The sequence below is a fragment of the Pseudoglutamicibacter cumminsii genome (assembly GCF_016907775.1).
Lineage (GTDB): Bacteria > Actinomycetota > Actinomycetes > Actinomycetales > Micrococcaceae > Pseudoglutamicibacter > Pseudoglutamicibacter cumminsii.
Genome location: NZ_JAFBCO010000001.1, coordinates 1,922,859 through 1,948,061, shown reverse-complemented (window position 1 = coordinate 1,948,061; position 25,203 = coordinate 1,922,859). Strand labels below are relative to the sequence as shown.

The following is a 25,203-nucleotide window of genomic DNA, read 5'->3' as shown; positions in this document are numbered from 1 at the left end:
GTTCACACCGGCAAGATGGTCGGTATGCGTTCAGACAAGAAGACAGCTGATGGCGCTCCGGCGGTTCGCGAATCGATCATTCGCGAATCGATCACCCGGATCGCTGAGCGGCCAGAAACCGATGTCTTGATTATCGGCGGCGGAATCAACGGAGCCGCAACGGCTCGTGAGCTAGCGCTTCAAGGCGTTGACGTTGTGCTCGCTGAAGCCAACGACTTCGCTTACGGTGCGAGCGGGGCATCCAGCCACATGATCCACGGCGGAATCCGCTACCTCGAGTACGGCGAGTTCCGGCTGGTCAAAGAGTCGGTGCAGGAACGCAACCGCCTGCTTCACCATGCCGCTCACCGTGTGCGCCCGCTACCAACCTTCGTGCCGCTGCGGACAACTTTCACGGGCATCATGAACGCTCCGCTGCGCTTCCTCATCAAGGATTACCAAGGTGCTCCGGCCGAGCGCGGTGCCCTCATGATCAAAGCTGGGCTTATGCTCTACGACGCGTATTCGAGGGCGACGAGGAAAGCCGCCGGCCTCAAGCGCCACTCGTTCCTGATGGGTCGCAAGGCCGTGCGGCGCGCATTCCCGGAACTGCGGCCCGACACGCGTTACGTCGCTCAGTATCAGGACGCCCAGGTAGAAAGCCCTGAGCGCCTCATCATCGATCTGTTGAGCGAGGCCGAGGATTACGGGGCCCGCGTTGCGAACCAGCTTGGGGTGACTGGTCACGAGTCCGGCACGGGTACGTCTGGCGCTGTAACGCTGACCGATCAGCTCACTGGACGCGACATCGAGGTCAAGCCCCGCATCATCATCAACACGTCCGGCAACTGGGTTGACCTCACCAACCGCGCGCTCGGTCACGAAACGAATTTCATGGGCGGCACCAAGGGTGCGCACCTCGTGCTCAACCATCCGGCACTGCTTGAGGCGTGCCGCGGCGGCGAGATTCTCTTCGAACATAAAGACGGCCGGATTGTGCTGATCTGCCCGCTCGCGGACCGCGTGCTCGTCGGCACGACGGACCTACCGGCCCAGGCTGGGGAAGTACCCGAGTGCTCGGACGAGGAATACGACTACTTGCTCGATCTGGTGCAAGACATGTTCCCGAACATCCCGATCACGAGGGAACACGTCGTGCACACGTTCGCCGGCGTGCGGCCTTTGCCGCGATCCAACGCCAACGCAACCGGCGCGATCACACGCGACCACCACATCGTGCACCTGAACCATGCCTCCGGCTCAACCCGCGGCGGAATCCCGCTCATGTGCCTTGTGGGCGGGAAGTTCACGACGTTCCGCGCGGTCGGGGAGCAACTGAGCGACCACGTCCTCGATCACCTTGACCGCGAGCGCACGAAAACAACCCGCGGCAGGGACGTCAAAGGAATGATCCGCCGATACGATCCCACCGAGGATTGCGAGAAGGTCGTGGGCGAGTACGCACCAGCGCTGGTTGAACGCTACGGTTCCTACGCGAACGAGGTGGCAGAGTTCATCGCGGAGCTCATCGGCACAGGGGCGGATCCCGATGCGACGCAACCGTTGACCCACGCGCGTGGGCTCCTCAGGGGAGAGGTCGCGTGGATGGCTCAGCGCGAACACGCCACGAGCGCCGAAGACATCCTGCGGCGACGCACCAACCTGCGCTTCAACGGAGAAGCGAACGATGCGGTGGTCAGCGAGGTCGAAGCGCTCCTGAAATCGATGAGCTGCTGAAGGCTAGCCAGGCATAGGCACAAGCGATGCGAGAGACTCCGCAACTGCGGTACCTAGGGTCGCTTCCTCTTCCTGGCTGAGTCGACGGCCGATGCTCATGCGCACGGACGTTCGTGCCTGCGCCGCGCCGATCCCCATGGCAGTGAGAACGCGCGATGGTTCGGTTGATCCCGCGTGGCACGCCGAGCCGCTCGAGCACACGACGCCGCGGTGTTCGAGTTCAATCAGCATCGCCTCACCGTTGACGCGCGGGAAAAGAAACATTGCGATGCTGGGGGAGCTGTCCTGAGGCGTATCAGGGCCGAGCACCACAACCTCGTCACCGGCGTGCTCACGGACAACGCGTTTAAGTTGTTCGGCAGGGGTTTCTCCTTCCGCCGGACCAGCCGTGAGCTTCTCAGAGAACGCAGCCGCCATACCCATCAGGCCGGGAACGTTCGGCGTTCCTGCCCGCAATCCGTTCTCTTGCGAACCCGGCAGCATCGGTACGAATCCGCGCGCATTCGTAACGTTCCCGGCCAGAACCAACGCGCCAGTTCCCGTAGGCCCACCGAACTTATGACCCGCAAACGTCAAAGCGTCACAGTGAGCCACCAGCCCCGGCATGAGCGGCACCGGAGCCGCGACAGCATCGCACACCACAGCGGCACCAGTATCACGCGCGAGCCGGGCCACGGCCTCGATCGGTTGCACGCTGCCGACCTCGTTATTGACAGCCATAACGGCGACTAACGCGACCCGCTCATCGAGCATCGCGGCCAGAGCGTCAACGTCGAGCAGCCCGCGGAAGTTCACCGGGATCTCCTCGAGAGAGAAACCTTCACGCACGGCCACATCCCGGGCCGGGGTCAGGACCGAGGAATGCTCGATGGCTGAAACGAGGATTCGCGTGCGTTCCGGCTGGGTGTCACGCGCGGCACGTGCGAGGCCCGTGACGGCCATCGCGTTCGCCTCAGTCCCTCCCGAAGTAAACACGACAGAGCTCTCCGCAACCTTGAGACCTCGCGCAATGAGCGAACGGGCAGAAACAAGGCCGGACCGCATCGAAGCACCGGCCGCGTGGACGCTCGCCGGGTTGCCGATTCCTTGCTGAAGCCACGCGATGTGGTGCCGCAACGACTCAGCGGACTGCGGCGCCGAGGCCGCCTCATCCAGATACAGCACCGGCACCATCCGATTCAGCGTCAGCACCGACCGAATCCGCGAACACCGCATCCAGGCCGAGGTCCAGGTTCGAAACCGCGTGCGTCAAAGCGCCGACCGAGATCACATCGACGCCCGTCGCCGCAATAGCCCCGATGGTTTCTAAGTTCACGTTCCCGCTCGCTTCTACATACGCGCGGCCAGCTACCTGCCGGACGCCCGCAGCGAGCGCATCATTATCGAAGTTGTCGAGCATGATGGTGTCCACGCCCGCCGCGAGCACAGGCTCGATCTGGTCCGGATGATCCACCTCGACCTCGAAATGCGTAGTGTGACCCAGCCGTTCCTTGCCCCGCAGCAGATTCCGGGTCAGCTCCTCATCATCACCCAAGAGGCTCACGTGGTTGTCCTTAAGCATCACGGCGTCCGACAAGCCCCATCGATGGTTGAATCCGCCACCGCAGCGCACCGCAAGCCGTTCGAGCGAGCGTAGCCCCGGGGTGGTCTTGCGTGTGTCAGCAACACGCACGACGCCGTCGAAACCACCGCTTGACCGCCCCGCTTGCGCTGCGTCAACGTAAGCGCGCGTCACGGTAGCGATGGCACACATGCGCTGGAGAAGGTTGAGGCCAACGCGTTCACCGAGCAGAACCGCGTGCGCTGGCCCCGAAACCGAGATCAGCACATCGCCAGCATCGAAGGTCTCACCACCAGCAACAAGCTGGCGCACCTGGATGACGCTAGTTTCGCGGCCGCGCCCGGCCAGCGTTCCAACACGATCAGCGGCCTGGCGCATGACCTCGGCGAAGACCTCGCCGCCAGCCATGACCCCGGCCTCTCGGGCCCGCACCACAGCGTCGATCACCGAGTCCGCATCAACGAACGTGCGACACGTGATGTCCCCGTACGGGGCGTCCTCTTCCAAAGCCCCCGCGACTATCTGGCGAGCATCCGCCGGCAAGCCAGCTACAGCATCGTCATTAAAAGCCAAGCGATTCACTCCCTGTGCTTAGTTCTGCGCGATTACTTACGCGGAGCGGCTTCGAGCATGCGGTCAAGAGCGAGCTTCGCGTCGCGTGCCTGATCCGCTGGAACCGAAATCTGGTTCACAACGCGGCCTGCGACGAGCTCCTCCAAAACCCACGCGAGATAGGCCGGGTGGATGCGGTACATCGTCGAGCACGGGCACACGACCGGGTCCAGGCAGAAAATGGTGTGTTCCGGATGCTGCTGTGCGAGCCGGTTGACCATCGTGATTTCGGTTCCGATTGCGAAAACCATTCCCGGCTCCGCGGACTTCACCGCGCGCTGGATGTAGTCGGTCGAACCCGCTTCATCTGCGGCATCGATAACTTCCATGGGGCATTCGGGGTGAGCGATAACCCGCACGTTCGGGAACGCGGAACGCGCCGCCTCAACCTGTTCGACCGTGAACCGCTCATGCACCGAGCAGAAACCGTGCCACAGAATGACCTTCGAATCCCGGAGCGAGTCGGCCGTATTGCCGTAACCACCCAACGAATGATTCGGTTTCCACATCGGCATCCGGTCCAACCCAATCCCCATCGCGCGTCCCGTGTTGCGGCCCAAATGCTGATCAGGGAAGAACAGGACCCGGTGCGCCTTCTCAAAAGCCTTCTCCAGCACCACCTCAGCGTTCGAGGACGTACACACCACGCCACCGTGACGGCCCACGAACGCCTTCAATGCAGCAGAGGAGTTCATGTAGGTAATCGGCATCACCTGCATTTTGCCGGTCTCATCCGGCGTGCTCAGATCACCCAAAACGTCGGTCAGCTGCTCCCAGCAATCCTCTACGCCTGCGACGTCCGCCATGTCCGCCATCGAGCATCCTGCCGCGAGGTTTGGCAACACGACAGCCTGCCCGGGCTTGGAGAGGATATCCGCGGTTTCCGCCATGAAGTGCACGCCGCAGAAGACGATGTATTCGGCGTCTTGCTTAGTCAGTGCCGCGCGCGCGAGCTGGAATGAGTCGCCGAGGAAGTCAGCGTGCTGCACGATCTCATCACGCTGATAGAAGTGTCCAAGCACCACAACGCGGTCGCCCAGCGTGGCCTTGGCGCTCGCGATCCGCTCGTGCAACTCACCACCGCTCGCTTTGCGGTACTCCTCTGGGATGCTGCCCTGAACCGGCGCGTTGACCGGAATCTGGTCGGACTCGGAGGCGCCGGGACCATACGCCGGGCCCTGTTGGTCGATCGTCCATGGAGCCGCCACGAGCCCCGTCGAGCACGAGCTTGCGGCGAGCATGTCTGGCGTGAGTACATCGCGGCGGATAGTTGGCATAGGCAGATCAGTCATGGTTCACTTCCGTTGTTTCGGGCGCTTCCGTTGTTTCGAGGGTGTAAAGCCGCGGCGGCCGGTGCTTAGTTCCTTCGAGGAATTCTTCGGTGGGTTTGATGCGCGGATGGTTTTTGATGGTGCGTTGAAAGTTTCCGGGATCTAGGCGGTGGCCTTGGATGGTTTCGGCAAGCTCTCGCAGGTCAGCGAGGACGAATTTCGACGGCAGGCTCGCCTGCGCAAGATCCTCCAGCTGCACGTTCCGCAGGGTTTCACGGGCTTGGTCGATGATGTGCCGGTGGTCGAACGCCATATCCGGGAGGTCATCGATGTCCCACCAACTGAGATAGGGATCGGACTCGGCGACCTGTTGCCCCGCATCGAGGTCAGTTACCTGGAGCAGGCTCCAGTAGGCGACCGTGACGACTCGGAGCCCGGGGGAGGGTTCGTTCTGCTCAGGAGTGCGGTGCAGGCCACCGAACGTGTGCATCTGTTCCGGCTGATAACCGTTTAGGCCGGCCGCATTCTTGAACGTGAGCGCCGCAGACTCATCGAGGGATAGAGCCGGCTGGAGCGGCCCGCCTGGAAGCGCGTAACGGCCACGGAAAGGTTCCCGGATTCGTTCGACGAGGGGAATCACGATGCGGTAGGGCAGAGGCGAGGTTGGTTGGCTTTTTCTGAAGCCGAAAACGATGACGGAGACCGCCAGCTCTGGCTGGAGGTTCTGGCGTTCAGTGACGTTGGCCCACCGGTGCATAGAAGCGACTGTACCTAGTTATTGTCAGCAAGACAATAAGGGATGCGATCCCCGGCTGAGCGTGCCGGACATCGCGCTCAGCCTGCACGCTCGCTACGATGCTGTGAGACTCATCCGCCAACCACGCACACCATCGAGGGCTCCATGACGCAGAAACTGATCGTGGCGATCGATCAAGGAACCACATCCTCCCGGGCTATTGCCTTCGATGAGCACGGTCAGCAACAAGCTGTCGCCCAGCGTGAACATGAGCAACACTTCCCACGCCCCGGCTGGGTCGAACACGATGCAAGCGAAATCCGCGACAACGTCACCGCCGTTCTGGCCGAACTGCTCGAAACTCTCGGAGACCGAGCCAGTGCTGTGCAGGGGATCGGCATCACCAACCAGCGCGAAACCGTCGTCGTTTGGGACGCGGCAACTGGCGAGCCGGTAGCCCCAGCCATCGTGTGGCAAGACGCCCGCACCCAGCGCATCGTTGACGAAATGGAAGAAGACGGCGGACTCGACCGCTACCGCGAGATCACCGGCCTGCCGCTTGCAACCTACTTCTCGGCGACCAAGCTCCGCTGGATCCTCGACAGCGATCCAGAACTTCAACGGCGAGCCGACGCGGGCGAACTACTCGCCGGAACCATGGACTCCTGGGTCATCTGGAACCTCACCGGAGGAACCAACGGCGGGCTCCACGTCACCGACGTAACCAACGCATCGCGAACCCTGCTCATGAACCTGCGCAAGCAAGAGTGGGAACCCAGCATCCTCGCTGACTTCAACATTCCAGCTTCCATGTTGCCCCGCATCGTGAGCTCCTCCGGCCACATCGGCCACATCAGCGAGAACCAACCGGGCGCAGACCTGCCCATCGCGGGAATCCTGGGCGACCAACAAGCCGCACTCTTCGGCCAAGCCGCCTTCAAACCAGGCCAAGCCAAAAACACATACGGAACCGGGTGCTTTGTCATGTACAACACCGGAACCACGCCAGCGCGCAGCACCAAAGGACTACTCACGACGGTCGCTTACCAGCTCGACGGTGAAGAACCCGTATACGCGCTCGAAGGCTCAATCGCTGTAGCCGGATCGCTCGTTCAGTGGCTACGCGACAACCTCAAGATGTTCGACCACGCCCCTAAAATCGAGGAGCTTGCAAGCCAAGTTGAAGACTCGGGCGGCTGCTACATCGTTCCGGCTTTCTCTGGACTTTACGCCCCGTGGTGGCAACCCGAAGCCCGCGGAGTCATGACCGGGCTGACCCGCTACGTGACCCGCGAACACATCGCCCGCGCCGTCCTGGAAGCAACCGCATTCCAGACCGCAGACGTTTTCGATGCGGCAGAGGAAGACGTCGACGGTCAGCTCACCGAGCTACGCGTAGACGGCGGGATGGTCGCCAACAACGTGCTCATGCAGTTCCAAGCCGACCTTCTCGGCGTGGACGTTGTACGACCAGCAGTCACCGAAACCACCGCGCTCGGGGCAGCCTATGCCGCCGGGCTCGCCGTTGGCGTATGGGGCTCGCTGGAAGAAATCGAACAGAACTGGCAACTTGAACGCACCTTCACCCGCTCGATGGAGAAGGAGAAAGTTGAACGCAAGAAACGCATCTGGCGTAAAGCCGTGCACCGCAGCTTCGACTGGGTCGACGAGGACGTCCAAGCTGATTCCGGAACCTAACCACCACGTCATGTGACGTGCACCAAACATACAGAGCCCTGTTCGCGACGTAGAATAGGGAACTGCCTTGACTCTCGCGCCATCCGCGAGGAATTTACAAGCAAAAAGTGACGCACACAGAAGAGGAATACGAGTTGGCTCAGGCTCCTACGCCACACGAAAACGCGACTTACGATGCGCATGCCATCGAGAAGCGCTGGGCAGGCTATTGGGAAGAAAACAACGTTTTCGGCCCAATCGACGACGGCTCACGCGAGCGTAAGTATGTCCTCGACATGTTCCCGTACCCATCTGGTGACCTCCACATGGGCCACGCCGAGGCATTCGCAATCGGCGACGTCGTAGCGCGCCACTGGCTGCACAAGGGCTACGACGTTTTCCACCCGATCGGCTGGGACTCCTTCGGCCTGCCTGCGGAAAACGCTGCGATCAAGAACAACCAGCATCCGTCCGAGTGGACCTACAAGAACATCGACACCCAGGCGGAATCTTTCAAGCGTTACGCGATCTCCGCGGACTGGAACGCGCGCCTTCACACCTCCGACCCTGAGTACTACCGCTGGACCCAGTGGCTGTTCCTCGAGCTGTTCAAGCACGGCCTTGCCTACCGCAAGAACTCGCCAGTGAATTGGTGCCCTAAAGACCAGACCGTGCTCGCAAACGAGCAGGTCGTCGACGGCGCATGCGAGCGTTGCAAGACGCCTGTGACCAAGAAGTCCCTGAACCAGTGGTACTTCAAGATCACCGACTTCGCAGACCGTCTGCTCGACGAAATGCCAGCCCTGGAAGGGAAGTGGCCTGAGCGCGTGCTCGCAATGCAGCGCAACTGGATCGGCCGTTCCCAGGGCGCCAACGTCAACTTCGTGATCGAAGCGGCCGACGGCAAGGACGAGCACACCATCGAGGTGTTCACAACCCGCCCAGACACCCTCTACGGTTCGACCTTTATGGTCGTCGCCGTCGACGCCGAACTCGCAGACCAACTGGTTACCGACGAACAGCGTGCCGCGTTCGAGGAGTACCGCGAATCGGTCAAGGCCGCATCCGACATCGAACGCCAGTCCACCGACCGTAAGAAGACCGGCGTCTTCCTGGGCCGCTACGCGACCAACCCGGTCTCGGGCGCATCCGTTCCGGTATGGGCATCCGACTACGTACTGGCCGACTACGGAACCGGCGCGATCATGGCCGTCCCAGCCCACGATCAGCGCGACCTCGAGTTCGCCCGCGCGTTCGACCTACCGATCCGCACCGTCGTCGACACCGGCGAAGAAGACCCGGCTGTCAGCGGTGTAGCAACCGTTGGCGACGGCACCCTCATCAACTCGGGCCCGCTCGATGGGCTGAGCAAACAGGACGCGATCGCCAAGGCCATCGAGATCGTTGAGAAGGCCGGCACGGGACACGAGGCCATCACTTACCGCCTGCGTGACTGGCTCGTTTCGCGTCAGCGCTTCTGGGGTGCACCGATCCCGATCATCCACTGTGAGGCCTGCGGTGAGGTCCCTGTTCCAGAGACCGAGCTTCCAGTTCGTCTGCCGGAGAACCTCCGCGGCGAGCAGCTTGCCCTCAAGGGTCGTTCGCCACTTGCCGGCGCTGAGGAATGGGTCAACGTCGCGTGCCCTGAATGCGGCGGTGCCGCTCAGCGCGATACCGACACGATGGACACGTTCGTCGACTCGTCCTGGTACTACCTGCGCTTCGCTTCGCCGAACAACGATCAGGCCGCCTTTGATGCCGATGCGGTCAAGCGCTGGTTGCCGGTCGACCAGTACGTTGGCGGCGTTGAGCACGCGATCCTTCACCTGCTGTACTCGCGCTTCATCACCAAGGCGTTGCAGAGCTTCGGCTACCTCGACTTCAACGAGCCATTCAAGGCTTTGCTCAACCAGGGGCAGGTCTTGAACCAGGGCAAGGCGATGTCCAAGTCCCTCGGTAACGGCGTGAACCTGGGCGAACAGCTCGACGAGTTCGGTGTGGACGCGGTCCGTTTGACCATGGTCTTCGCGTCGCCACCTGAAGACGACGTCGACTGGGCTAACGTTTCCCCATCGGGCGCCGGCAAGTTCCTGGCGCGTGCGTGGCGCGTTGCCCAGGATGTCGCGAGCGAGCCTGGCGCCGACCTCGCATCCGGCGATCAGGACCTGCGTTCCGTGACGCACAAGAACCTCGCCGAATCCCTGGAGAACCTCGAGAACGGCAAGTTCAACGTTGTCGTTGCACACGCGATGGAGCTGACCAACGCGACCCGTAAGGTCATCGATTCCGGCGCCGGCGCGGCCGACCCAGCCGTGCGTGAAGCCGCTGAGGTTATCGCGTTGCTCTTGAGCCTCGTCGCTCCGTACACGGCGGAGGACATGTGGCACATGCTGGGCCACGACGAGCCACTCGCTCGCGTGCCGTACCCAGAGGTTGATGAGTCCCTCCTCAAGGAAGAGACGATCACCGCCGTGGTTCAGGTCAAGGGCAAGGTGCGCGGCAAGCTCGAAGTTCCGCTAGACATCACCGAAGAGGACCTGCAGGCACGCGCGCTCGCCAACTCGGACGTCCAGCGTTTCATTGGTGATCAAGAGATCCGCAAGGTCATCGTGCGCGCCCCTAAGCTGGTTTCGATCGTCGTCTAATGTCTGACCGTTTATCGTCTCTCGCACGCCGGTTGCCCGCCTCATTGGAGCGGCAGCCGGGGCGTGGGCAACCACGCCTGGGCCACCGCATCGCCGCGTTGGCTCGTGCGTATTCGGGCCGCCGTCCGCGTACCTGGATCATCACTGACTCGGCGGCGGGCCTAAGTGATGAGGTGGTTGCTAGCTACCGTGGCTACCTCTCGGTTGTCCCGATGCACGTGACCGTTGGTGGCCAGGTCTATAACGACGGCGACCCAGATTTGCAGCAAGCCCTTGCTATGGGCTTCGCGTTGGGTCAATCGGTTTCGACGTCACGCCCGGCACCCGGAAAGTTTCGCGAAGCTTATGATCACGCGGTAGAGAACGGTGCTGAACGGATCATCGTGATCACGATGGCTGGGAAGCTGTCAAACACGGCAGACTCTGCTCGGCTTGCCGCTGAGCAGAGTGCCGTTGATGTCGAGGTGATCGATTCTTGCAGCGCGGGTTTCGGTCAGGCACTAGCCGTGGTTTCCGCGGCCGATGCCGCGATGACGGGGCGTGACCCTGTCGAGGCAGCACAGCATGCGATGGGTTCACACATCTGGCTCACCGTCCCTTCCTTGGACGCGTTGCGTAAGGGCGGCCGCGTCACGAACACCGCTTCGGTTCTGGGCAATCTATTGAGCATCCGGCCCATCTTGCGGTTCGATGCTTCCGGAAGCATCAGCGTGTTAGAGCGCGTGCGGCACACCGACCGCGCGTTGCAGCGAATTGCTGAGCTGGGCATTGCGCACGTGAGCGAGGCCGAACCGGGCGACGTTCAGGTCGCTGTTCAGCATTTCGCCGCCGAAGAAGCTGCGATCGAGGTTGCCGATGCGCTCGAGCCGCACACCTCGTGGCCCGTCACCATTTCACCGCTACCGTCGGTTCTTGCGGCTCATTGTGGGCCAGGCGCGATAGGCCTGGTCGTCCACAGAGCCATGCACAGCAAGACTGAAGACTGAGGGTCTCTTTCAGCGGGACCAATCCGTTGTCCCCAATGTGACTGCAACCAGCGCGCTATCCACAGCGGCTCCGGCCTGCGTCTCTGCGTTCATAACCTGGGTGCATGAGCCCGCGACACAGTTGCGATCCACTAGTCCGCGATCCACTAGCCACAGAAGTTCTGAATCAGCAAGACCTGAATCAGCAAAACACTGATGAGGAGTATTCGTGGCTTGACGAACCGCCTCGCCGGCCCCTGCTGGGACGGTGGGGGATCGGTGCGCTTGCCCTCGCGCTCTGTGTACTAGCGGCTGTGCTTACTTTCCGTTTTCTTGGATCCAGCGATGGTGGGTTAAAACCAGCCGAGGTCGTCACTAGCAAGCCTGATCGTTCCGCTGAGCCGGTCACTGAGAAACCACCCGGGCAGCGTTCAGAACCGGAAGCGAGCAGGGGAGCAGGCGAGCGCATTCGTGTGCACGTCGTCGGTGCCGTGAAGAACCCCGGCCTATACGCGCTAGAGCCAGGATCAATCGCGGCTGACGCGGTCAAGAAGGCTGGGGGATTAACGCGTAAGGCGGACCAGGCAGGGATCAACTTAGCTGCGCCTGTCAACGACGGCGAGCAAATCCACGTTCCACAACAAGGCGAGGTAAGCAGCAACGCTGGGGCAGATCAACCAGGCAACGCTGATAAGCCAGGTAGCGCTGATAGGCCAGGGTCTTCAGCCAATTCTGCGGCCGGTTCAGGAGAATCACCTGTAGTCCGCATCAACTCCGCGAGCGCGGACGAACTTCAGCAACTTCCCGGGGTGGGGCCGGCACTCGCGCAACGGATTCTCGATTTCAGATCTGAACACGGGCCGTTCCGCGGACCGGCTGATCTCGACGCGGTCTCGGGAATCGGCCCTTCCATCCTCGGAAAGATCGAGAAGAAGGTCTCGTATGACTAGCCGCACTCAGAGGCGCGGTCAGACACCGCGGCAGGGCCGAATACGGAGGCCCGGGCGATCCCTACAACCGCTCGCACCAGCGATCCTGTCGGGTACCGCAGCATGCGTCGCGCTCTGCTGGATCTACACCGTCTACGGTTTCTCGCCTGTTCTCGCGTGGTCTTGCGCGTTTCTTTCAGCGGCTACCGCGGCAGTCCTGTTTTTCGTTCTACGACGCCGAGCGCGTCGAACCTATCCCCGCTCATCCGCCTGGACTTCTCATTGGTCTGCTCATTGGTTGTCTCATGTTGTGCTCGCATTAGTGATCCTGAGCGCGGGATTTTCCTCATGCGCACTCGATGCCCAGGATCGATTGAAAGCCCAGGCCTATATCTCTGACACGCCTTTACAAGCGCGTATCGAAGTCACTGACGCACCTCGAGACATCGGCCAGTCGATGCTGACGCACGTCGCAGTGACACCACTCGCCCCACCTGGACAGCCCGCTTCTGCACTGCAAGAACGACCCCACACGCAGCCGAGCTTCGACGCCGTGATCTTCACATCGTCAACCCAGTTACCGGAGGGGGCAGTCGTTGGTACGCAATGGACCGCGTGGGTACGTGTCAGTGCCGCGCGCGAGCGGGGCGCGGAACCGGTCAGCGTTGCCGTCCTATCGCAAGCTGTCGCAGAGTCAACCACACCAACCGGCTTCACGTCGTGGGTGCGAGGGAACCTGCAACGAATCGGCGAGGAATGGGGTGGCGATGCCGGAGCGCTTATACCTGGGCTGATTGTGGGTGATCGCTCGAGTCAGCCAGTCGAGCTGGCTGCGTCGATGGTGGTTTCGGGGCTCAGTCACCTCACCGCAGTTTCTGGAGCGAACGTCGCAGCCATGGTGCTCGTCGTTTCCTCGCTGTGTCGCTTGCTACGTATTCGCGGGGTGTTGCTCTACCTCGTGATTCTCACGGTCATCATTGTCTTTGCGCATATTGTTGGGCCTGATCCTTCTGTTCTCAGAGCATGCATCACGGGTGCAGTGGGTGCATTCGCGGTGACCATCGGCAGGCCCGCGGCTTCACTCGCATTGCTCGCCCTCGCGACAACAACCCTCTTGCTCGTCGACCCATGGATGCTCTCAGCGGCCGCGTTTCAGCTTTCAGTGCTAGCGACTTTCGGAATACTCGTTGGCTCGCGCCCCATTGCATCGCTTCTGCAACGCATCAAATTCCCGCGGCTCTTTGCAGAGGTCACGGCGGTGTCAGCAGCCGCGACGATCGCGTGCACACCCGTATTGGTTGTCCTGGATCCCGAGCAGTCATTGTGGGTCATACCCATCAACGTGCTGGCTAGCCCCGCCGCTGCACTCATAGGGCTTGCAGCCCCCATAGTCATGATCCTGGGCTGGATTCCCTGGCCCTGGGGTTGGCCGTTAGCGGCATCGGTTGGGTTCCCTGCTCAAGCTATCACTGTGCTCGCGCAGTTCTCTGCCGAGAACGCCCCAACGCACCGATGGCCTGACATGCCGTGGGGTTTCCTTCTAGCGGCCTCACTGAGTTGGGTTCTTCCAGCGACTCTCCTGGTGCTGGCCCAACGCATGCGGCCAGGTCAACTCCGCACATTCATTACCGAGATGCGTCTGCGACTTGAGCAACGGCCTAGGGCTAAGATTCACCATCAGACAAGTCACCATCAGACAACTCACGACCGGCAAACTCACCGCCAGAGGACGCACCACCTTCAAACTCCTCAGCGGAAGATGGCAGTCATTACGCTCTCGGGTCTCATCACCGTCGTCTTAGCGCTTCTAGCCCTCAGCTTCACTAGATCACCTGCTTCAACGACCGATGAGGTCAAGCCCGGGGACATTCTCTTTTGCCATGTTGGCCAAGGCGATGCACTCGCGCTCATAGGGGAGCAGAACAGCGCGTTGCTGATCGACGTGGGTGCAGAGCCTGAACTTATCGATGATTGCTTGACGCGTGCCGGAGTCACCAAGCTATGTGGCGTGGTCATTACTCATCTGGATCTCGATCACGTGGGAGGTATTGAAGGGGCCCTCAGTAATCGAGAGCTAGACGGAGAGGTGATCTACGGGACGTCGAAGCGGCCTCCGCCGGTAGAAGGTGCTCGGAGAGCTACGCAAGGGGACACCATGATGTGCGGGGCATGGGATGTCGAGGTCATATGGGCTCCGCACACCGCGCACACCGAAAACGGCGCTTCCGTTGTGACGAGGGCCCGGCTATGGAACGGTGATGCCTACGACATTGAGCTGATAGATACAGGCGACCTTGAATCGGAACAGACACAGTTGATGCTGCAGACGTACACGCTAGGCGAATCCAACCCAAGCGTACGTGTCCTTAAGGTCGCTCACCATGGCTCTGCGACTGGCGGAACACAGCTCATCGAAGAATGGAGCCCGGATATCGCGTTGATCGGCGTGGGCGCTGATAACGATTACGGTCACCCACGCCAAGAAATCCTCGAGGCGCTGTACCGCGCCAAAGCGAGCGTTCACAGAACAGACCTCGAAGGCACACTCGTGGTCAGGCCCCTGAGTCGATCTGAAGGTTCTGTTCATGGTTCTGCCGAAGGCACTAATACCGGGGGAGGCGCTCAGGTACTTCATGAGCGTGCGGCAGCGGGTAGCATTTCGGAGTAGGTCTTTATTGTTCTGACCGCGCTTATTGTTTTGACCGCGCTGTTCTATGCCGTCAAGGAGACACGATGACACCACCTGCCCGCTCAACTCGAGCCGCAAGGGCTAAGGGTGGACAACGCGGCCCAAACTTCCGAACAGCTGAACCGGCTCCGCTCGTTTTCCTCGACGGTGCCGACGACTATCAAGCGGCGAGAGCTTTCGAGATCATCCGGAACAAGGCTCGGGAAGCTAACGAGTCCATCGACGTCACCCGCATCGATGCGGAATCGTATGAGCCGTCCCAGCTCATTTTGGCTTCGAGTCCATCGCTTTTCGGTGGAGCACCACTCATCGAAATTCATGGGCTCGAGAAAATGAATGAGGCCCTCCAAAAGGACCTGCTCAGCTATCTTGAAGCGCCCCAAGAGGACGCGATTGTGGTCCTCCAACACAGCGGTGGCCAGCGCGGTAAATCACTGGTCAACATCTTGAAGAAGCGAGCCAGCGTCATCGATGTTTCGCCTCTCAAAAAGGACCAGGAGCGTCAGGACTTTGTACTCGGCGAGTTCAAAGCACTGCGCCGAAAAGCAGACCCTGAAGCGGTCCGTGCCCTCGTTGATTCCGTGGGTAGCGATGTCGCAGAACTTGGAGCCGCCGTCTCCCAGCTGGTTTCGGATATCGATGGCCCGATCACGGTCGATGCGGTGACCACCTATTTCGGTGGCCGGCTTGAGACCACGGGCTTCGCTGTCGCTGACGCGGCAGTCGCAGGCAGGGGAGCGGAAGCGGTCAGCTTGCTGCGGTACGCGCTCGCGAGCGGGCTGGACCCGGTACCGTTGCTCGCCGCGATTGGCGGCAAGGTCCGCCAGATCGCGAAGGTAGCCGGCAACTCTGCGCCTTCGGGCCAGCTCGCTTCCGAATTAGGAATGGCGCCGTGGATGATCAAACAGGCGCAGGCGTCGTCACGCCGCTTCTCGCCAACAAATATCTCCAAAGCGGTGCAGCTCATCGCAACCACGGACCACATGCTCAAGGGCGCATCGCGCAACCCCGAATATGCGCTGGAACGGTGCGTGATCGCGATATCGCGCATGGCAGCCGCAGGGCCACGAGCTTCGTAAGCCTTGTCCTCCTAGGCCCTGGGATTCCTCATACCGCGCTTCCCAACAGCGACCATTAAACAACTCGGGGCCCATCCAAACGGATGGGCCCCGAGCCACGTTCCCGGTTGTACTACCGGTCGTTCAACGTCTATTGATTAGAGACCGTTGACAGCGTGAGCGAGCTTCGACTTGCGGTTAGCAGCCTGGTTCTTGTGAATAACCTTCTTGGTTGCTGCCTTGTCGAGCTTGCGGCTTGCTGCCTGCAGAGCTGGAACTGCTGCTTCCTTGTCGCCGGCCTCAACTGCGGCGCGGACCTTCTTTTCGAAAGTGCGCAGCTCGGACTTTACAGCCTGGTTGCGCTGGCGCGCCTTCTCGTTGGTAATGATGCGCTTCTTCTGCGACTTGATGTTCGCCACGTTGTTCCTTCGTGTTGAAGATGAATTGGGTCTGAGGGTTCCGCGACTACCACGACTGAGAGAGTGGGGAACTGGGTCCGGTAGTCACGAGTGCCCGTCGACCACGCGCGGACACACTAGCGACCATCCTAACATTCATTTAGCGTTCATGCCGCATGAGCCGCGCCACAGCGGTTCGCTGTCTAGTAGCCACCGACCTCGAGGCCACTGGCCTAGAAGCCACACACCCGTGTCAGAGTTGCCGGTGGTATTCGCTGATCACGAGGTCGAAGCGAGCTTTATCGAGGATCGCCCCGATGCGTCGCACCGATTCCGGGTCGATGCGGATCACACGCGAAACGCGCGCTTCGCTCGGGCGGCGTTCCTTGTCCCATGCGCCTGATCCGATGTCAACGAATTCTTCGTGATCGTGGCGGTCGTCATGGTCCTTGGATGTCAACATGAACCCCAGTAGCCACGGCCCGTCCCAGCCAGCAAGCAAAACTGGCCGGTCTTTGCCCTTCGAATGGTCCTCTTCATAAGGAACCCAAGCCCACACGACCTCGCCCGGATCCGGGTTCCCATCGGGATGTGGATCGTAGACCGCGTTGAGCCGACCACGGTAGTCACCAGGATATTGCGATGTTTGCGTCGCTTGCTGCGGGCTACGTTGCGAGGTAGATCCCGACGGACGCCGCCCCATGCGCTGGGCCTGTCCTCGGCGCGGATCCTCTCCTGAACGTTGCCTATCGCTTGTGCGCTGGGAAGAGAGATAGCGTTCGACGAGCGGACGCGCTGCCCGCAGGAGTCTGCTCAGAAATCGACCTTGTGAAGACATGCCTCTAGTTTATGAGGATGAGCCCCGCGTCAGGAGTAACAACCTGCATCGCGAGCCACATCCCGCATCACGAGATACAGCCTGCGACATGAGATACTAGGGGAGTTCGTGTTTCGCCGTGTGAAGTGAGGCCCTCTCCGTGTCCCCTAAGGCCGTTACGCCGCAGGTTCCTTCGAAGACCCCGCTGGACGTCATTCGAAACTTTTGCATCATCGCCCATATCGACCACGGTAAGTCGACTCTGGCTGACCGTATGCTGCAGGCGACCGGTGTTGTGGAGCCTCGCGAAATGCGCGCCCAGTACCTCGACAACATGGACATTGAGCGCGAGCGCGGCATCACGATTAAGTCCCAGGCAGTCCGCATGCCGTGGGAGGTCGACGGCCAAACGTTCGCATTGAACATGATCGACACGCCGGGCCACGTGGACTTCACGTACGAGGTTTCCCGTTCCTTGGCTGCTTGTGAGGGTGCGATTCTTCTGGTCGATGCGGCCCAGGGTATTGAGGCGCAGACTCTTGCGAACCTCTACCTTGCGATGGAGCACGAGCTCACGATCATCCCGGTCTTGAACAAGATTGACTTGCCGAACGCTCAGCCTGATTTCTTCGCTGTTGAGCTCGCTAATCTCATTGGTTGCGAGCCTGATGATGTTCTGCGTGTATCCGGCAAAACCGGTGAGGGCGTTGAGGAGCTGCTCGAGAAGATCGTCCGCGATATCCCGGCTCCAGAAGGCGATCTTGAAGCCCCGGCTCGCGCAATGATTTTTGACTCGGTGTACGACGTCTACCGCGGCGTGGTCACGTATGTCCGGGTGGTCGATGGCCGGCTTAAGCCGCGCGAGAAGGTCAAGATGATGTCTTCTGGCGTGAGCTATGAATTGCTTGAGATCGGTGTCTCTTCGCCGGGCCCGATCCCGACGGATGGCTTGGCAGCGGGCGAGGTGGGCTACCTCATCACGGGTGTTAAGGATGTCCGCCAGTCGAAGGTCGGTGACACGGTCACGAACTTCACGAATCCGGCGTCCGAGCACTTGGCCGGCTATGACGAGCCGCAACCTATGGTTTTCTCGGGTCTGTTCCCGATCGATGGCTCCGACTTCCCGGTGCTGCGTGACGCTCTCGACAAGTTGCGTCTCAACGATGCCGCGCTTGTTTATGAGCCGGAAACCTCCGCCGCGTTGGGCTTCGGCTTCCGCGTGGGCTTCCTTGGCCTGTTGCACCTTGAGATCATTCGGGAACGTCTTGAGCGCGAATTCAACCTGGACCTCATTTCCACGGCACCGAACGTTGAGTACGACGTCGTGACGGAGGACGGTTCGCACGTTCACGTGACGAACCCATCGGAGTTCCCGGACGGCAAGCTCAAATCGATCACTGAGCCGATGGTTTCGGCCACGGTCATCACGCCGGCCGAGTTCATCGGCGCTGTCATGGAGCTGTGCCAGAGCCGCCGCGGCCACATGATGGGCATGGACTACTTGTCTGAGGAACGCGTTGAGATGCGTTACCGCTTGCCGTTGGCTGAGATCGTGTTCGACTTCTTCGACCACTTGAAGTCGCGCACCCGCGGCTATGCGTCCCTGAACTGGCAGGCCGACGGCTCGCAGGAAGCCGATCTGGTCAAGGTCGATATTCTGCTTCAGGGAGAGCGTGTGGACGCGTTCTCTGCGATCACGCACAAGGACAACGCGTACTCTTACGGCGTCATGATGACCTCCCGTCTGCGCGAGCTGATCCCGCGTCAGCAGTTCGAGGTCCCGATCCAGGCCGCCATCGGTTCCCGCATCATCGCGCGTGAAAACATCCGTGCTATCCGTAAGGACGTTCTTGCCAAGTGTTACGGCGGTGACATTAGCCGTAAGCGCAAGCTGCTTGAGAAGCAGAAGGAAGGTAAGAAGCGCATGAAGATGGTGGGCCGTGTTGAGGTCCCACAGGAGGCCTTCATCGCGGCGCTGTCTTCGGACGACAACGGCGGTAAGAAGAAGTAATGGCTCAACTTCCGGAAGGGGATCCAGCCCCTGCCGATGGTGCGCTCAGCCCGGAGTCGGTTGCGCATGCGCGTGAGCGTTCGTTGAGCCTGTACGTTCATATCCCGTTTTGCGCGGTTCGTTGTGGCTATTGCGATTTCAACACGTATACCGCGACCGAACTGGGGCATGGCGCTAGCCAAGATACGTACGCGCTTGCGGCGGCTCGGGAGCTCGATTTCTCGGCCGATGTTCTTCGCAATGCCGGCGCCGCGGCTCGATCGTTGTCGACGGTGTTTTTCGGCGGCGGCACGCCAACGCTGTTGCCTGCCGATGACCTGGTGATGATCCTTGATCGTGCGCGTTCGCTGTACGATATTGCGCCCGATGCGGAAGTTACCACGGAGGCGAACCCAGATTCGGTCACGCCAGAGTCGCTCGCTCAGCTCAAAGCGGGAGGCTTCACGCGCGTTTCTTTCGGGATGCAGTCCGCTGTTCCCCATGTGCTGGCCACGCTGGATCGGACTCATAGCCCGGAGCGTGTACCGCAGGCGGTTGAGTGGGCTCGCGATGCTGGCTTGGATGTTTCGGTCGACCTGATTTATGGGACACCGGGGGAGTCCATCGATGATTGGCGGACTTCGCTCGACGCCGGCCTGTCGATGGAGCCGGACCATATTTCGGCGTATTCACTCATTGTTGAACCGGGCACCAAGTTGGCGGCTCAGATGCGCCGCGGCGAAGTCCCAGCGGTCGACGAGGATGATCACGCTGAGAAGTATGAGCTGGCTGATGCGGTGCTCGCGGATGCTGGTTTCAGCTGGTATGAGGTGTCCAATTGGGCTCGCTCTGAACAACATCAGGCCCGCCATAATGTTGCCTATTGGCGGAACCAGGATTGGTGGGGGATCGGTCCGGGGGCGCATTCGCACATCGGCGGCATCCGTTGGTGGAATGTGAAGCATCCTGCCGCGTATCAACAGCGTATTGATGCGGGTGTTTCTCCGGCCTTGGGGCGTGAAGTCCCGTCCGCTGATGCAACGCATCTTGAGAACATCATGCTCTCGATTCGCTTAGCTAGCGGGCTTCCGGTCTCGCTTTTGTCTGAGCGTGAGCGTGGGCGTCTGCCTGGATTTGTTGCACGCGGCCTGGGCAACATCGTCGACGCTTCTGGCAACACGCAACTGGAAGCTTCGGAAGATAGCCGTTTCGTTTTGACGTTGAAGGGGCGTTTGCTCGCTGACGGACTCGTCCTCGAGCTGATCGACAGTTAACCGTCAACAGGTAGCGATTGGCCACTCAAGATTGGCGGCGAACGTAGCCGCTAGAACAAGCGCATGTTGAAGCGGTACAGGTATGGCCGGCCCTTGTTGACTTCAACGCCGGCGACGATACCGGAGAACGTCATAAACAGCCAGACCGCAACGAGCAGTACAGCGAAGATCGAGCCGATTCCCGGGATGAAGATCGCCAAAAGCATCAGCACGAACATGAGGATCGACAGCGGTAGCGTGAAGTTGACAACCTCGCGCGATTCCTGTGCCGTGAATGGTCCACGATCCTTGAAGAGGTAGTGGATGATCATGGCCGGGATGAAACCTGCGATGGCGCTGAAATGCGCGACGGTCGCCCAGCGGCGGTCTTCACTTGGAGCCAACGGGAGGGCTTCAGATGACAGCTCTCTGTCACGAGGCTGCTGTGGCTTCCCAGGCGTCGGGTTCGTCACGCGGCTGTCCTCTCCTTTGGGTGTTGGCGTTCATTTCAGTCTAATGGCTTAGAGGGCTATCACGTTGTAGGCCACTCGTCACAGAAACGCGTCTTAAGTGTTTTTCCTCACAGAGGCGGCTACGCCGTGAACCCTGAGAACTCCCGGATTCATTCGTCAGCTGACACGAAGTCGATCATGTGCTCAACCTTGCCCAGTAGCTCGGGACGAAGGTCTGCGTAGATCGAGACCGACTCAAGGATGCGCGAGAAACCAGCCCCGACGTCGGCGTCCGTATCCGAGGGCCAACCGAGGTGGCGCAGGATCCCGCGCTTCCAGTCCTGCCCTCGAGGAATCTGCGGCCACGCGCCCAAGCCGACTTTCTGAGGCTTGACCGCTTCCCACACGTCAACGAACGGATGTCCCACGATCAGCACGTGCTCGCGGGCACCTGGCACGCGCATCGCGTCGGCGGCCAAGCGACTTTCCTTAGAACCTTCGACGAGGTGGTCCAGAAGGATCGCAAGCTTGCGTTGCGAGGTGGGCTGGAACTCTTCGATGAGGCCAGCGAGGTCGTCGGCTCCGTGCATCGGCTCCACGACGATGCCTTCAACGCGAAGGTCGTGGCCCCACACTTTTTCGATCAGCGCAGCATCGTGGATGCCTTCAACCCAGATCCGTGCGGCACGCGCTGTTTTCGCGCGGGCTCCTTCGACGTACACGGATCCGGAAGCGGAAATCTTAGTCACTTGAGCCGGTTCTGCGACCGAGGCCGGCTCAACAATTTCAACCGGTTCACCGTCGATCCAGAACCCGAAGCCCGCGGGAAACGAGCGCCGGACGCCGCGTCCGTCTTCTAGCTCGAGCACCCGCACCCCACCTGAGCGTTCCGTTCTTATGACTTCGCCGACGAACCCGGTTTCGACGTCTTCCAGAACAAGCCCTACTTGCGCCGCGACTTTGCGTGGGGCTTTGCGGGCAGGCTGTGAAATAGATCCGGGACCCCACTGGCTCCAATCCATCACGTGACTCCTTTAGTTAGGCGCTGACACTGAGGGTAACCGGCACGGGCCGCCTCAGCCGATGGGCGCGCCGAGGCAGAGCCCAAGCGTTGCTTGACCCTCACCCGATATAATTGGCACTCGAGGCCTTAGAGTGCCAAACTTGAGGGCACCGCCAACGTTCTAGCGAGGTAGGGGGAGTTCACGTGGTCAGCCCAGACAGCGACAAGCCGATGAGCCGCGCAACTGCGCGTCGCGTGCATGTGTTGCGTGCCGTCGTGGACGATTACGTGAACTCGCGTGAGCCCGTCGGTTCCGCCGCGCTCGTTGAACGCCACAACCTTGGCGTGTCTGCGGCCACGATCCGTAACGACATGGCCGTTTTGGAAGAGCAGGGGCTCATTGAGGCTCCGCACACGTCCGCTGGCCGCATCCCAACTGAGCGCGGTTACCGCTACTTTGTGGACCGCATCGAAGACATTAAGCCGCTATCAGCTGCCGAGCGTCGCGCGATCCACAAGCTCCTGGACGGCGCGGAAGAGCTCGATGACGTCCTCGCGCGCACGGCTCGCGCGCTTTCAGCGTTGACTCAGCAGGTTGCTGTCATCCAGATCCCTAATGTTTCGAACACGCGGATCCGTCACGTTGAGATCCTCACGATGGGCCCAGGGCAAGCCTTGGTTGTGGTGATCGCTAGCAATGGCGATGTCACTCAGCGCATGGTGCAAGCTCCACATGAGGTGTCCGATGTTGATGTTGCGTTGGTACGCGATCAGATCGCTGAGCACATCGTCGGGCAACCGTTGCATGCGGTGACTGACGTTTTGACGTCTGTGGCAGCACAGCCACCTGGCGACCCTACTGGGTTCAACCTTCCGCGCCAGCTTCTAGACTTCGCTCACGCGGTGGCTCGCGCGGTCGCTTCGGCGCTTACGGCGCACCAGGTCGATAGGGTAGTGCTTTCGGGCACCGCGAACCTTGCCCGCTCACAGCAGGACTTCCGTAAGGATCTCACTGGCTTGTTGGAGACCCTTGAAGAGCAGGTTGTCTTGTTGCGTTTGCTTTCAGAAATGGAAGTGGATGAAGACCAGGTTGTGGTGCGCATCGGTAGCGAGAATACGCACGCCGAGCTCACGGACACCTCGGTGGTGGCCAGCAGCTACGGAGAGAACCGTTCGGCGATGCTCGGTGTCTTGGGGCCTACGCGCATGGATTATTCAGGCTCGATGGGCGCGGTGCGTGCAATCGCGCGTTACCTGAACCGGATTCTTTCTAGCTAAAAGCACGCCAATTCACACCCGACGAGAACAGCGAAGGAAAGCGACTTACTAACGTCATGGCTAACCACTACGAAACCCTTGGGGTCTCCCAGGACGCTTCGGATGAGGAAATCAAGCGCGCGTACCGCAAGCTTGCTCGTCAGCTGCACCCGGACTTGAACCCTGGTGAGGATACTCACGAGAAGTTCAAGGCGGTGACCCACGCCTATGAGGTTCTGTCTGATCCGGATAAGCGCCGCAATTATGACCGTACGGGCGATGAGAACGGCGCTGCTGGTGGTTTCGGTGGGGGCGGATTCGGTGGCTTCTCCGACATTTTCGATGCGTTCTTTGGTGGCGGCGGGAGTGGCCGCCCGCAGCCGAAGTCGCGTACTCAGCCGGGCCGCGACGGGCTCGTCCGGGTCCCGATTGACCTTGTTGATGCTGTCCAGGGCAAGGAAGTCAATATCACGGTCTCTACTGCGGTCGTGTGTTCCTTGTGCCACGGTTCGTGCACCGAGGGCGATACACAGCCAGTGACGTGCGAGACCTGCCACGGTTCGGGACATATTCAGCGCCCAGTACGTTCGATGCTCGGTGACGTCATGACTCTTGCTGAGTGCCCTGCGTGTGCGGGCTACGGTTCGCGCCTGGTCAAGCCGTGCCCTGAGTGCAGCGGTGAGGGTCGTGTGCGTGAGAAGGCCGAGAAGACCATCAAGATCCCTGCCGGCGTAGACACGGGTACCCGGATCCAGTTGCAAGGCGAGGGTGAGGCTGGCCCAGGTGGCGGCCCGAACGGCGACCTTTACCTTGAGATCAGCGTTCGGAACCACGCGACCTTTGAGCGCATCGGTAACGATTTGCACGCGACATTGTCGGTTCCGATGACGCAGGCTGCTCTGGGTACCGAGGTCAAGCTCGAGACGTTCGATGGCGACCAAGAGCTCGATATTCAGCCCGGAACCCAGTCCGGCGAGACCCTAACGCTGGCTGGTTTGGGTGTTCCGTCGTTGCGTGGCGGCCGCCGCGGTGATCTGAAGGTCACGGTCAACGTTGAGACGCCTAAGAACCTCGACGAGAATCAGCGCGAGCTGTTGGAGAAGCTCGCTGAAGCCCGTGACGAGCAGTTCACCCAGGGCAAGCTCGCCCAGCGGGGTTTCATGAGCCGTTTGCGCGATAAGTTCCGAGGCTAGACGGTGTCGCTGAAATCGTTCATGGACCCGGCGGTCTCGCACTGGGAGCCGGGCGGCGTTTATGAGCTGTGTGAGTCTGAGGCTCATCACGTGCGCGTGATGCGTTTCGAGCCTGGCGAGTCGATCCAGGTTGTCGATGGAGCGGGGCGCGCGGCGGTCGTGACGCTGGAACGCGTGGATACAGAGGCTGTCTCAGTCAAGGTTGAGCAGATCCTGCACACATCCTCCGGGGTACGTGTTGGGCTGATTCAGGCGTTATCGAAGAATGACCGCGATCTGCAGGCTGTCGAGACGTGCGTCGAGATCGGGGCCGACGCGTTCATTCCTTGGCAAGCGGACCGCTCGATTGTCCGCTGGCGTGGGGACCGCGCTGCGAAGGCGCATCAAAAGTGGGTCGATACAGCCGTTCGCGCGACTAAACAGTCGCGTCGGGCTGAACAGCCCGTTGTGGGTTCGATGGTGACCACCAAGCAGCTCGTGAAGGCGGTATCTGAAGCGAGCGAGCGCGGAGTCCTTGTTGCCGTGTGCCATGAGGACGCAAGCGACCATCTCGCCACGGTTCTAGCCACGTTTCATGCCGCGAACGCTGCCCGCGTTCAGACCGAGCCGGCAACCCCATCGGAAGGTGAAGCTAACGACGAGGCCCCTGAAAAAACTGGCGATGTTGCGCCGGAGTGGGATGTCGATGTGATGCTTGCGGTGGGCCCGGAAGGCGGCATTTCTCCCGACGAGGTTGCCTCGCTCACGCAGGCAGGTGCGGTTTTGGTGTCGCTGGGGCCGCATATTCTGCGTGCGTCCACCGCGGGTGCTGTCGGAACTGTCTTAACTCGTCACGTCCTCGCGGATGAATAAAGCTGTCAGCGAAGTTCTGAACCGTTTGCAAGCCTCGCTTTGGTTTCTATAGAGAACACATGCGAGGCGTCCTAAACTGAAGATAGATTCCGGCTCGGCCGGGTCTGGCGTGAACTTCATATCTACCGA

General features: G+C 60.8%; 20 protein-coding genes. 12 read left to right on the top strand and 8 right to left on the bottom strand.

The features are described from left to right. Positions 1–24: 24 nt before the first annotated feature. Entirely contained in the window at positions 25–1,716 is a 1,692-nt protein-coding gene (locus JOD50_RS08855; RefSeq protein WP_204881231.1) for a glycerol-3-phosphate dehydrogenase/oxidase, read from the top strand. Positions 1,717–1,719: 3 nt separating this feature from the next. Here JOD50_RS08855 and JOD50_RS08850 read toward each other — a convergent pair whose 3' ends face one another. Genes JOD50_RS08850 through JOD50_RS08835 form a run of 4 tightly spaced genes read right to left on the bottom strand, consistent with a single transcriptional unit; the run spans position 1,720 to position 5,917 of the window. After that, the gene (locus JOD50_RS08850; RefSeq protein ID WP_204881230.1) at positions 1,720–2,907 is read right to left on the bottom strand and encodes an aminotransferase class V-fold PLP-dependent enzyme; all 1,188 of its coding nucleotides are present in this window, start codon (positions 2,905–2,907) and stop codon (positions 1,720–1,722) included. Continuing rightward, complete coding sequence (gene nadC / locus JOD50_RS08845; RefSeq protein ID WP_239541564.1) at positions 2,864–3,850, bottom strand: carboxylating nicotinate-nucleotide diphosphorylase; 987 nt, start codon at positions 3,848–3,850, stop codon at positions 2,864–2,866. The genes JOD50_RS08850 and nadC overlap by 44 nt, the downstream gene beginning before the upstream one ends. A 32-nt stretch (positions 3,851–3,882) precedes the next feature. Further along, positions 3,883–5,181: a quinolinate synthase NadA gene (gene nadA / locus JOD50_RS08840; RefSeq protein WP_204881229.1), complete on the bottom strand. Its 1,299-nt coding sequence runs from the start codon at positions 5,179–5,181 to the stop codon at positions 3,883–3,885. Beyond that, the gene (locus JOD50_RS08835; RefSeq protein WP_204881228.1) at positions 5,174–5,917 is read right to left on the bottom strand and encodes an NUDIX hydrolase; all 744 of its coding nucleotides are present in this window, start codon (positions 5,915–5,917) and stop codon (positions 5,174–5,176) included. The genes nadA and JOD50_RS08835 overlap by 8 nt, the downstream gene beginning before the upstream one ends. Positions 5,918–6,061: 144 nt before the next feature. Between JOD50_RS08835 and glpK the strand changes: the two genes are divergently transcribed. The 6 genes from glpK (at position 6,062) to holA (ending at position 15,880) form a co-directional block, all read left to right on the top strand. Further along, positions 6,062–7,594, top strand: a complete 1,533-nt coding sequence (gene glpK / locus JOD50_RS08830; protein WP_204881227.1) for a glycerol kinase GlpK — start codon at positions 6,062–6,064, stop codon at positions 7,592–7,594. Positions 7,595–7,728: 134 nt separating this feature from the next. Beyond that, positions 7,729–10,218 (top strand): leucine--tRNA ligase, encoded by a 2,490-nt coding sequence (gene leuS / locus JOD50_RS08825; RefSeq protein ID WP_239541844.1) that lies wholly within the window; start codon positions 7,729–7,731, stop codon positions 10,216–10,218. After that, a complete protein-coding gene (locus tag JOD50_RS08820; protein WP_204881226.1) occupies positions 10,218–11,204 on the top strand; it encodes a DegV family protein in 987 nt (328 codons plus the stop codon). The genes leuS and JOD50_RS08820 overlap by 1 nt, the downstream gene beginning before the upstream one ends. Before the next feature lie 104 nt (positions 11,205–11,308). Then, positions 11,309–12,133, top strand: a complete 825-nt coding sequence (locus tag JOD50_RS08815) for a helix-hairpin-helix domain-containing protein (protein WP_204881225.1) — start codon at positions 11,309–11,311, stop codon at positions 12,131–12,133. Positions 12,134–12,422: 289 nt separating this feature from the next. Beyond that, positions 12,423–14,780 carry a ComEC/Rec2 family competence protein gene (locus JOD50_RS08810; protein WP_204881224.1) on the top strand — a complete coding sequence of 786 codons (2,358 nt, stop codon included), beginning with the start codon at positions 12,423–12,425 and terminating at the stop codon, positions 14,778–14,780. A gap of 65 nt (positions 14,781–14,845) precedes the next feature. Continuing rightward, positions 14,846–15,880, top strand: a complete 1,035-nt coding sequence (gene holA, locus JOD50_RS08805) for a DNA polymerase III subunit delta (protein ID WP_204881223.1) — start codon at positions 14,846–14,848, stop codon at positions 15,878–15,880. A 137-nt stretch (positions 15,881–16,017) separates the two neighbouring features. Here holA and rpsT read toward each other — a convergent pair whose 3' ends face one another. Both rpsT and JOD50_RS08795 read right to left on the bottom strand, forming a co-directional pair. After that, positions 16,018–16,278 (bottom strand): 30S ribosomal protein S20, encoded by a 261-nt coding sequence (gene rpsT / locus JOD50_RS08800; protein WP_101629328.1) that lies wholly within the window; start codon positions 16,276–16,278, stop codon positions 16,018–16,020. Between the two features lie 232 nt (positions 16,279–16,510). Further along, positions 16,511–16,960, bottom strand: coding sequence for a type II toxin-antitoxin system PemK/MazF family toxin (locus tag JOD50_RS08795; protein ID WP_204881222.1), 450 nt, complete (start codon positions 16,958–16,960; stop codon positions 16,511–16,513). A 274-nt stretch (positions 16,961–17,234) separates the two neighbouring features. Between JOD50_RS08795 and lepA the strand changes: the two genes are divergently transcribed. Both lepA and hemW read left to right on the top strand, forming a co-directional pair. Beyond that, positions 17,235–19,085 carry a translation elongation factor 4 gene (lepA, locus tag JOD50_RS08790; protein WP_101629326.1) on the top strand — a complete coding sequence of 617 codons (1,851 nt, stop codon included), beginning with the start codon at positions 17,235–17,237 and terminating at the stop codon, positions 19,083–19,085. Further along, on the top strand, positions 19,085–20,338 hold the full coding sequence (gene hemW / locus JOD50_RS08785; protein ID WP_204881221.1) for a radical SAM family heme chaperone HemW: 1,254 nt from the start codon (positions 19,085–19,087) through the stop codon (positions 20,336–20,338). The genes lepA and hemW overlap by 1 nt, the downstream gene beginning before the upstream one ends. A gap of 50 nt (positions 20,339–20,388) precedes the next feature. Here the strand turns inward: hemW and JOD50_RS08780 are convergent, their stop codons facing one another. Together JOD50_RS08780 and JOD50_RS08775 are read right to left on the bottom strand one after the other, a co-directional pair. After that, positions 20,389–20,790 (bottom strand): DUF4870 domain-containing protein, encoded by a 402-nt coding sequence (locus JOD50_RS08780; protein WP_101629324.1) that lies wholly within the window; start codon positions 20,788–20,790, stop codon positions 20,389–20,391. A gap of 149 nt (positions 20,791–20,939) precedes the next feature. Next, on the bottom strand, positions 20,940–21,791 hold the full coding sequence (locus JOD50_RS08775; RefSeq protein ID WP_204881623.1) for a DUF3097 family protein: 852 nt from the start codon (positions 21,789–21,791) through the stop codon (positions 20,940–20,942). 212 nt (positions 21,792–22,003) lie between these two features. Between JOD50_RS08775 and hrcA the strand changes: the two genes are divergently transcribed. From hrcA to JOD50_RS08760, 3 genes are read left to right on the top strand one after another with little or no spacing between them, the layout of a single operon-like run. Beyond that, positions 22,004–23,050, top strand: a complete 1,047-nt coding sequence (gene hrcA / locus JOD50_RS08770; RefSeq protein WP_204881622.1) for a heat-inducible transcriptional repressor HrcA — start codon at positions 22,004–22,006, stop codon at positions 23,048–23,050. A gap of 56 nt (positions 23,051–23,106) precedes the next feature. Beyond that, positions 23,107–24,222: a molecular chaperone DnaJ gene (gene dnaJ / locus JOD50_RS08765; protein ID WP_204881220.1), complete on the top strand. Its 1,116-nt coding sequence runs from the start codon at positions 23,107–23,109 to the stop codon at positions 24,220–24,222. Between the two features lie 3 nt (positions 24,223–24,225). Continuing rightward, positions 24,226–25,074, top strand: coding sequence for a 16S rRNA (uracil(1498)-N(3))-methyltransferase (locus JOD50_RS08760; RefSeq protein ID WP_338052088.1), 849 nt, complete (start codon positions 24,226–24,228; stop codon positions 25,072–25,074). Positions 25,075–25,203 lie beyond the last annotated feature (129 nt).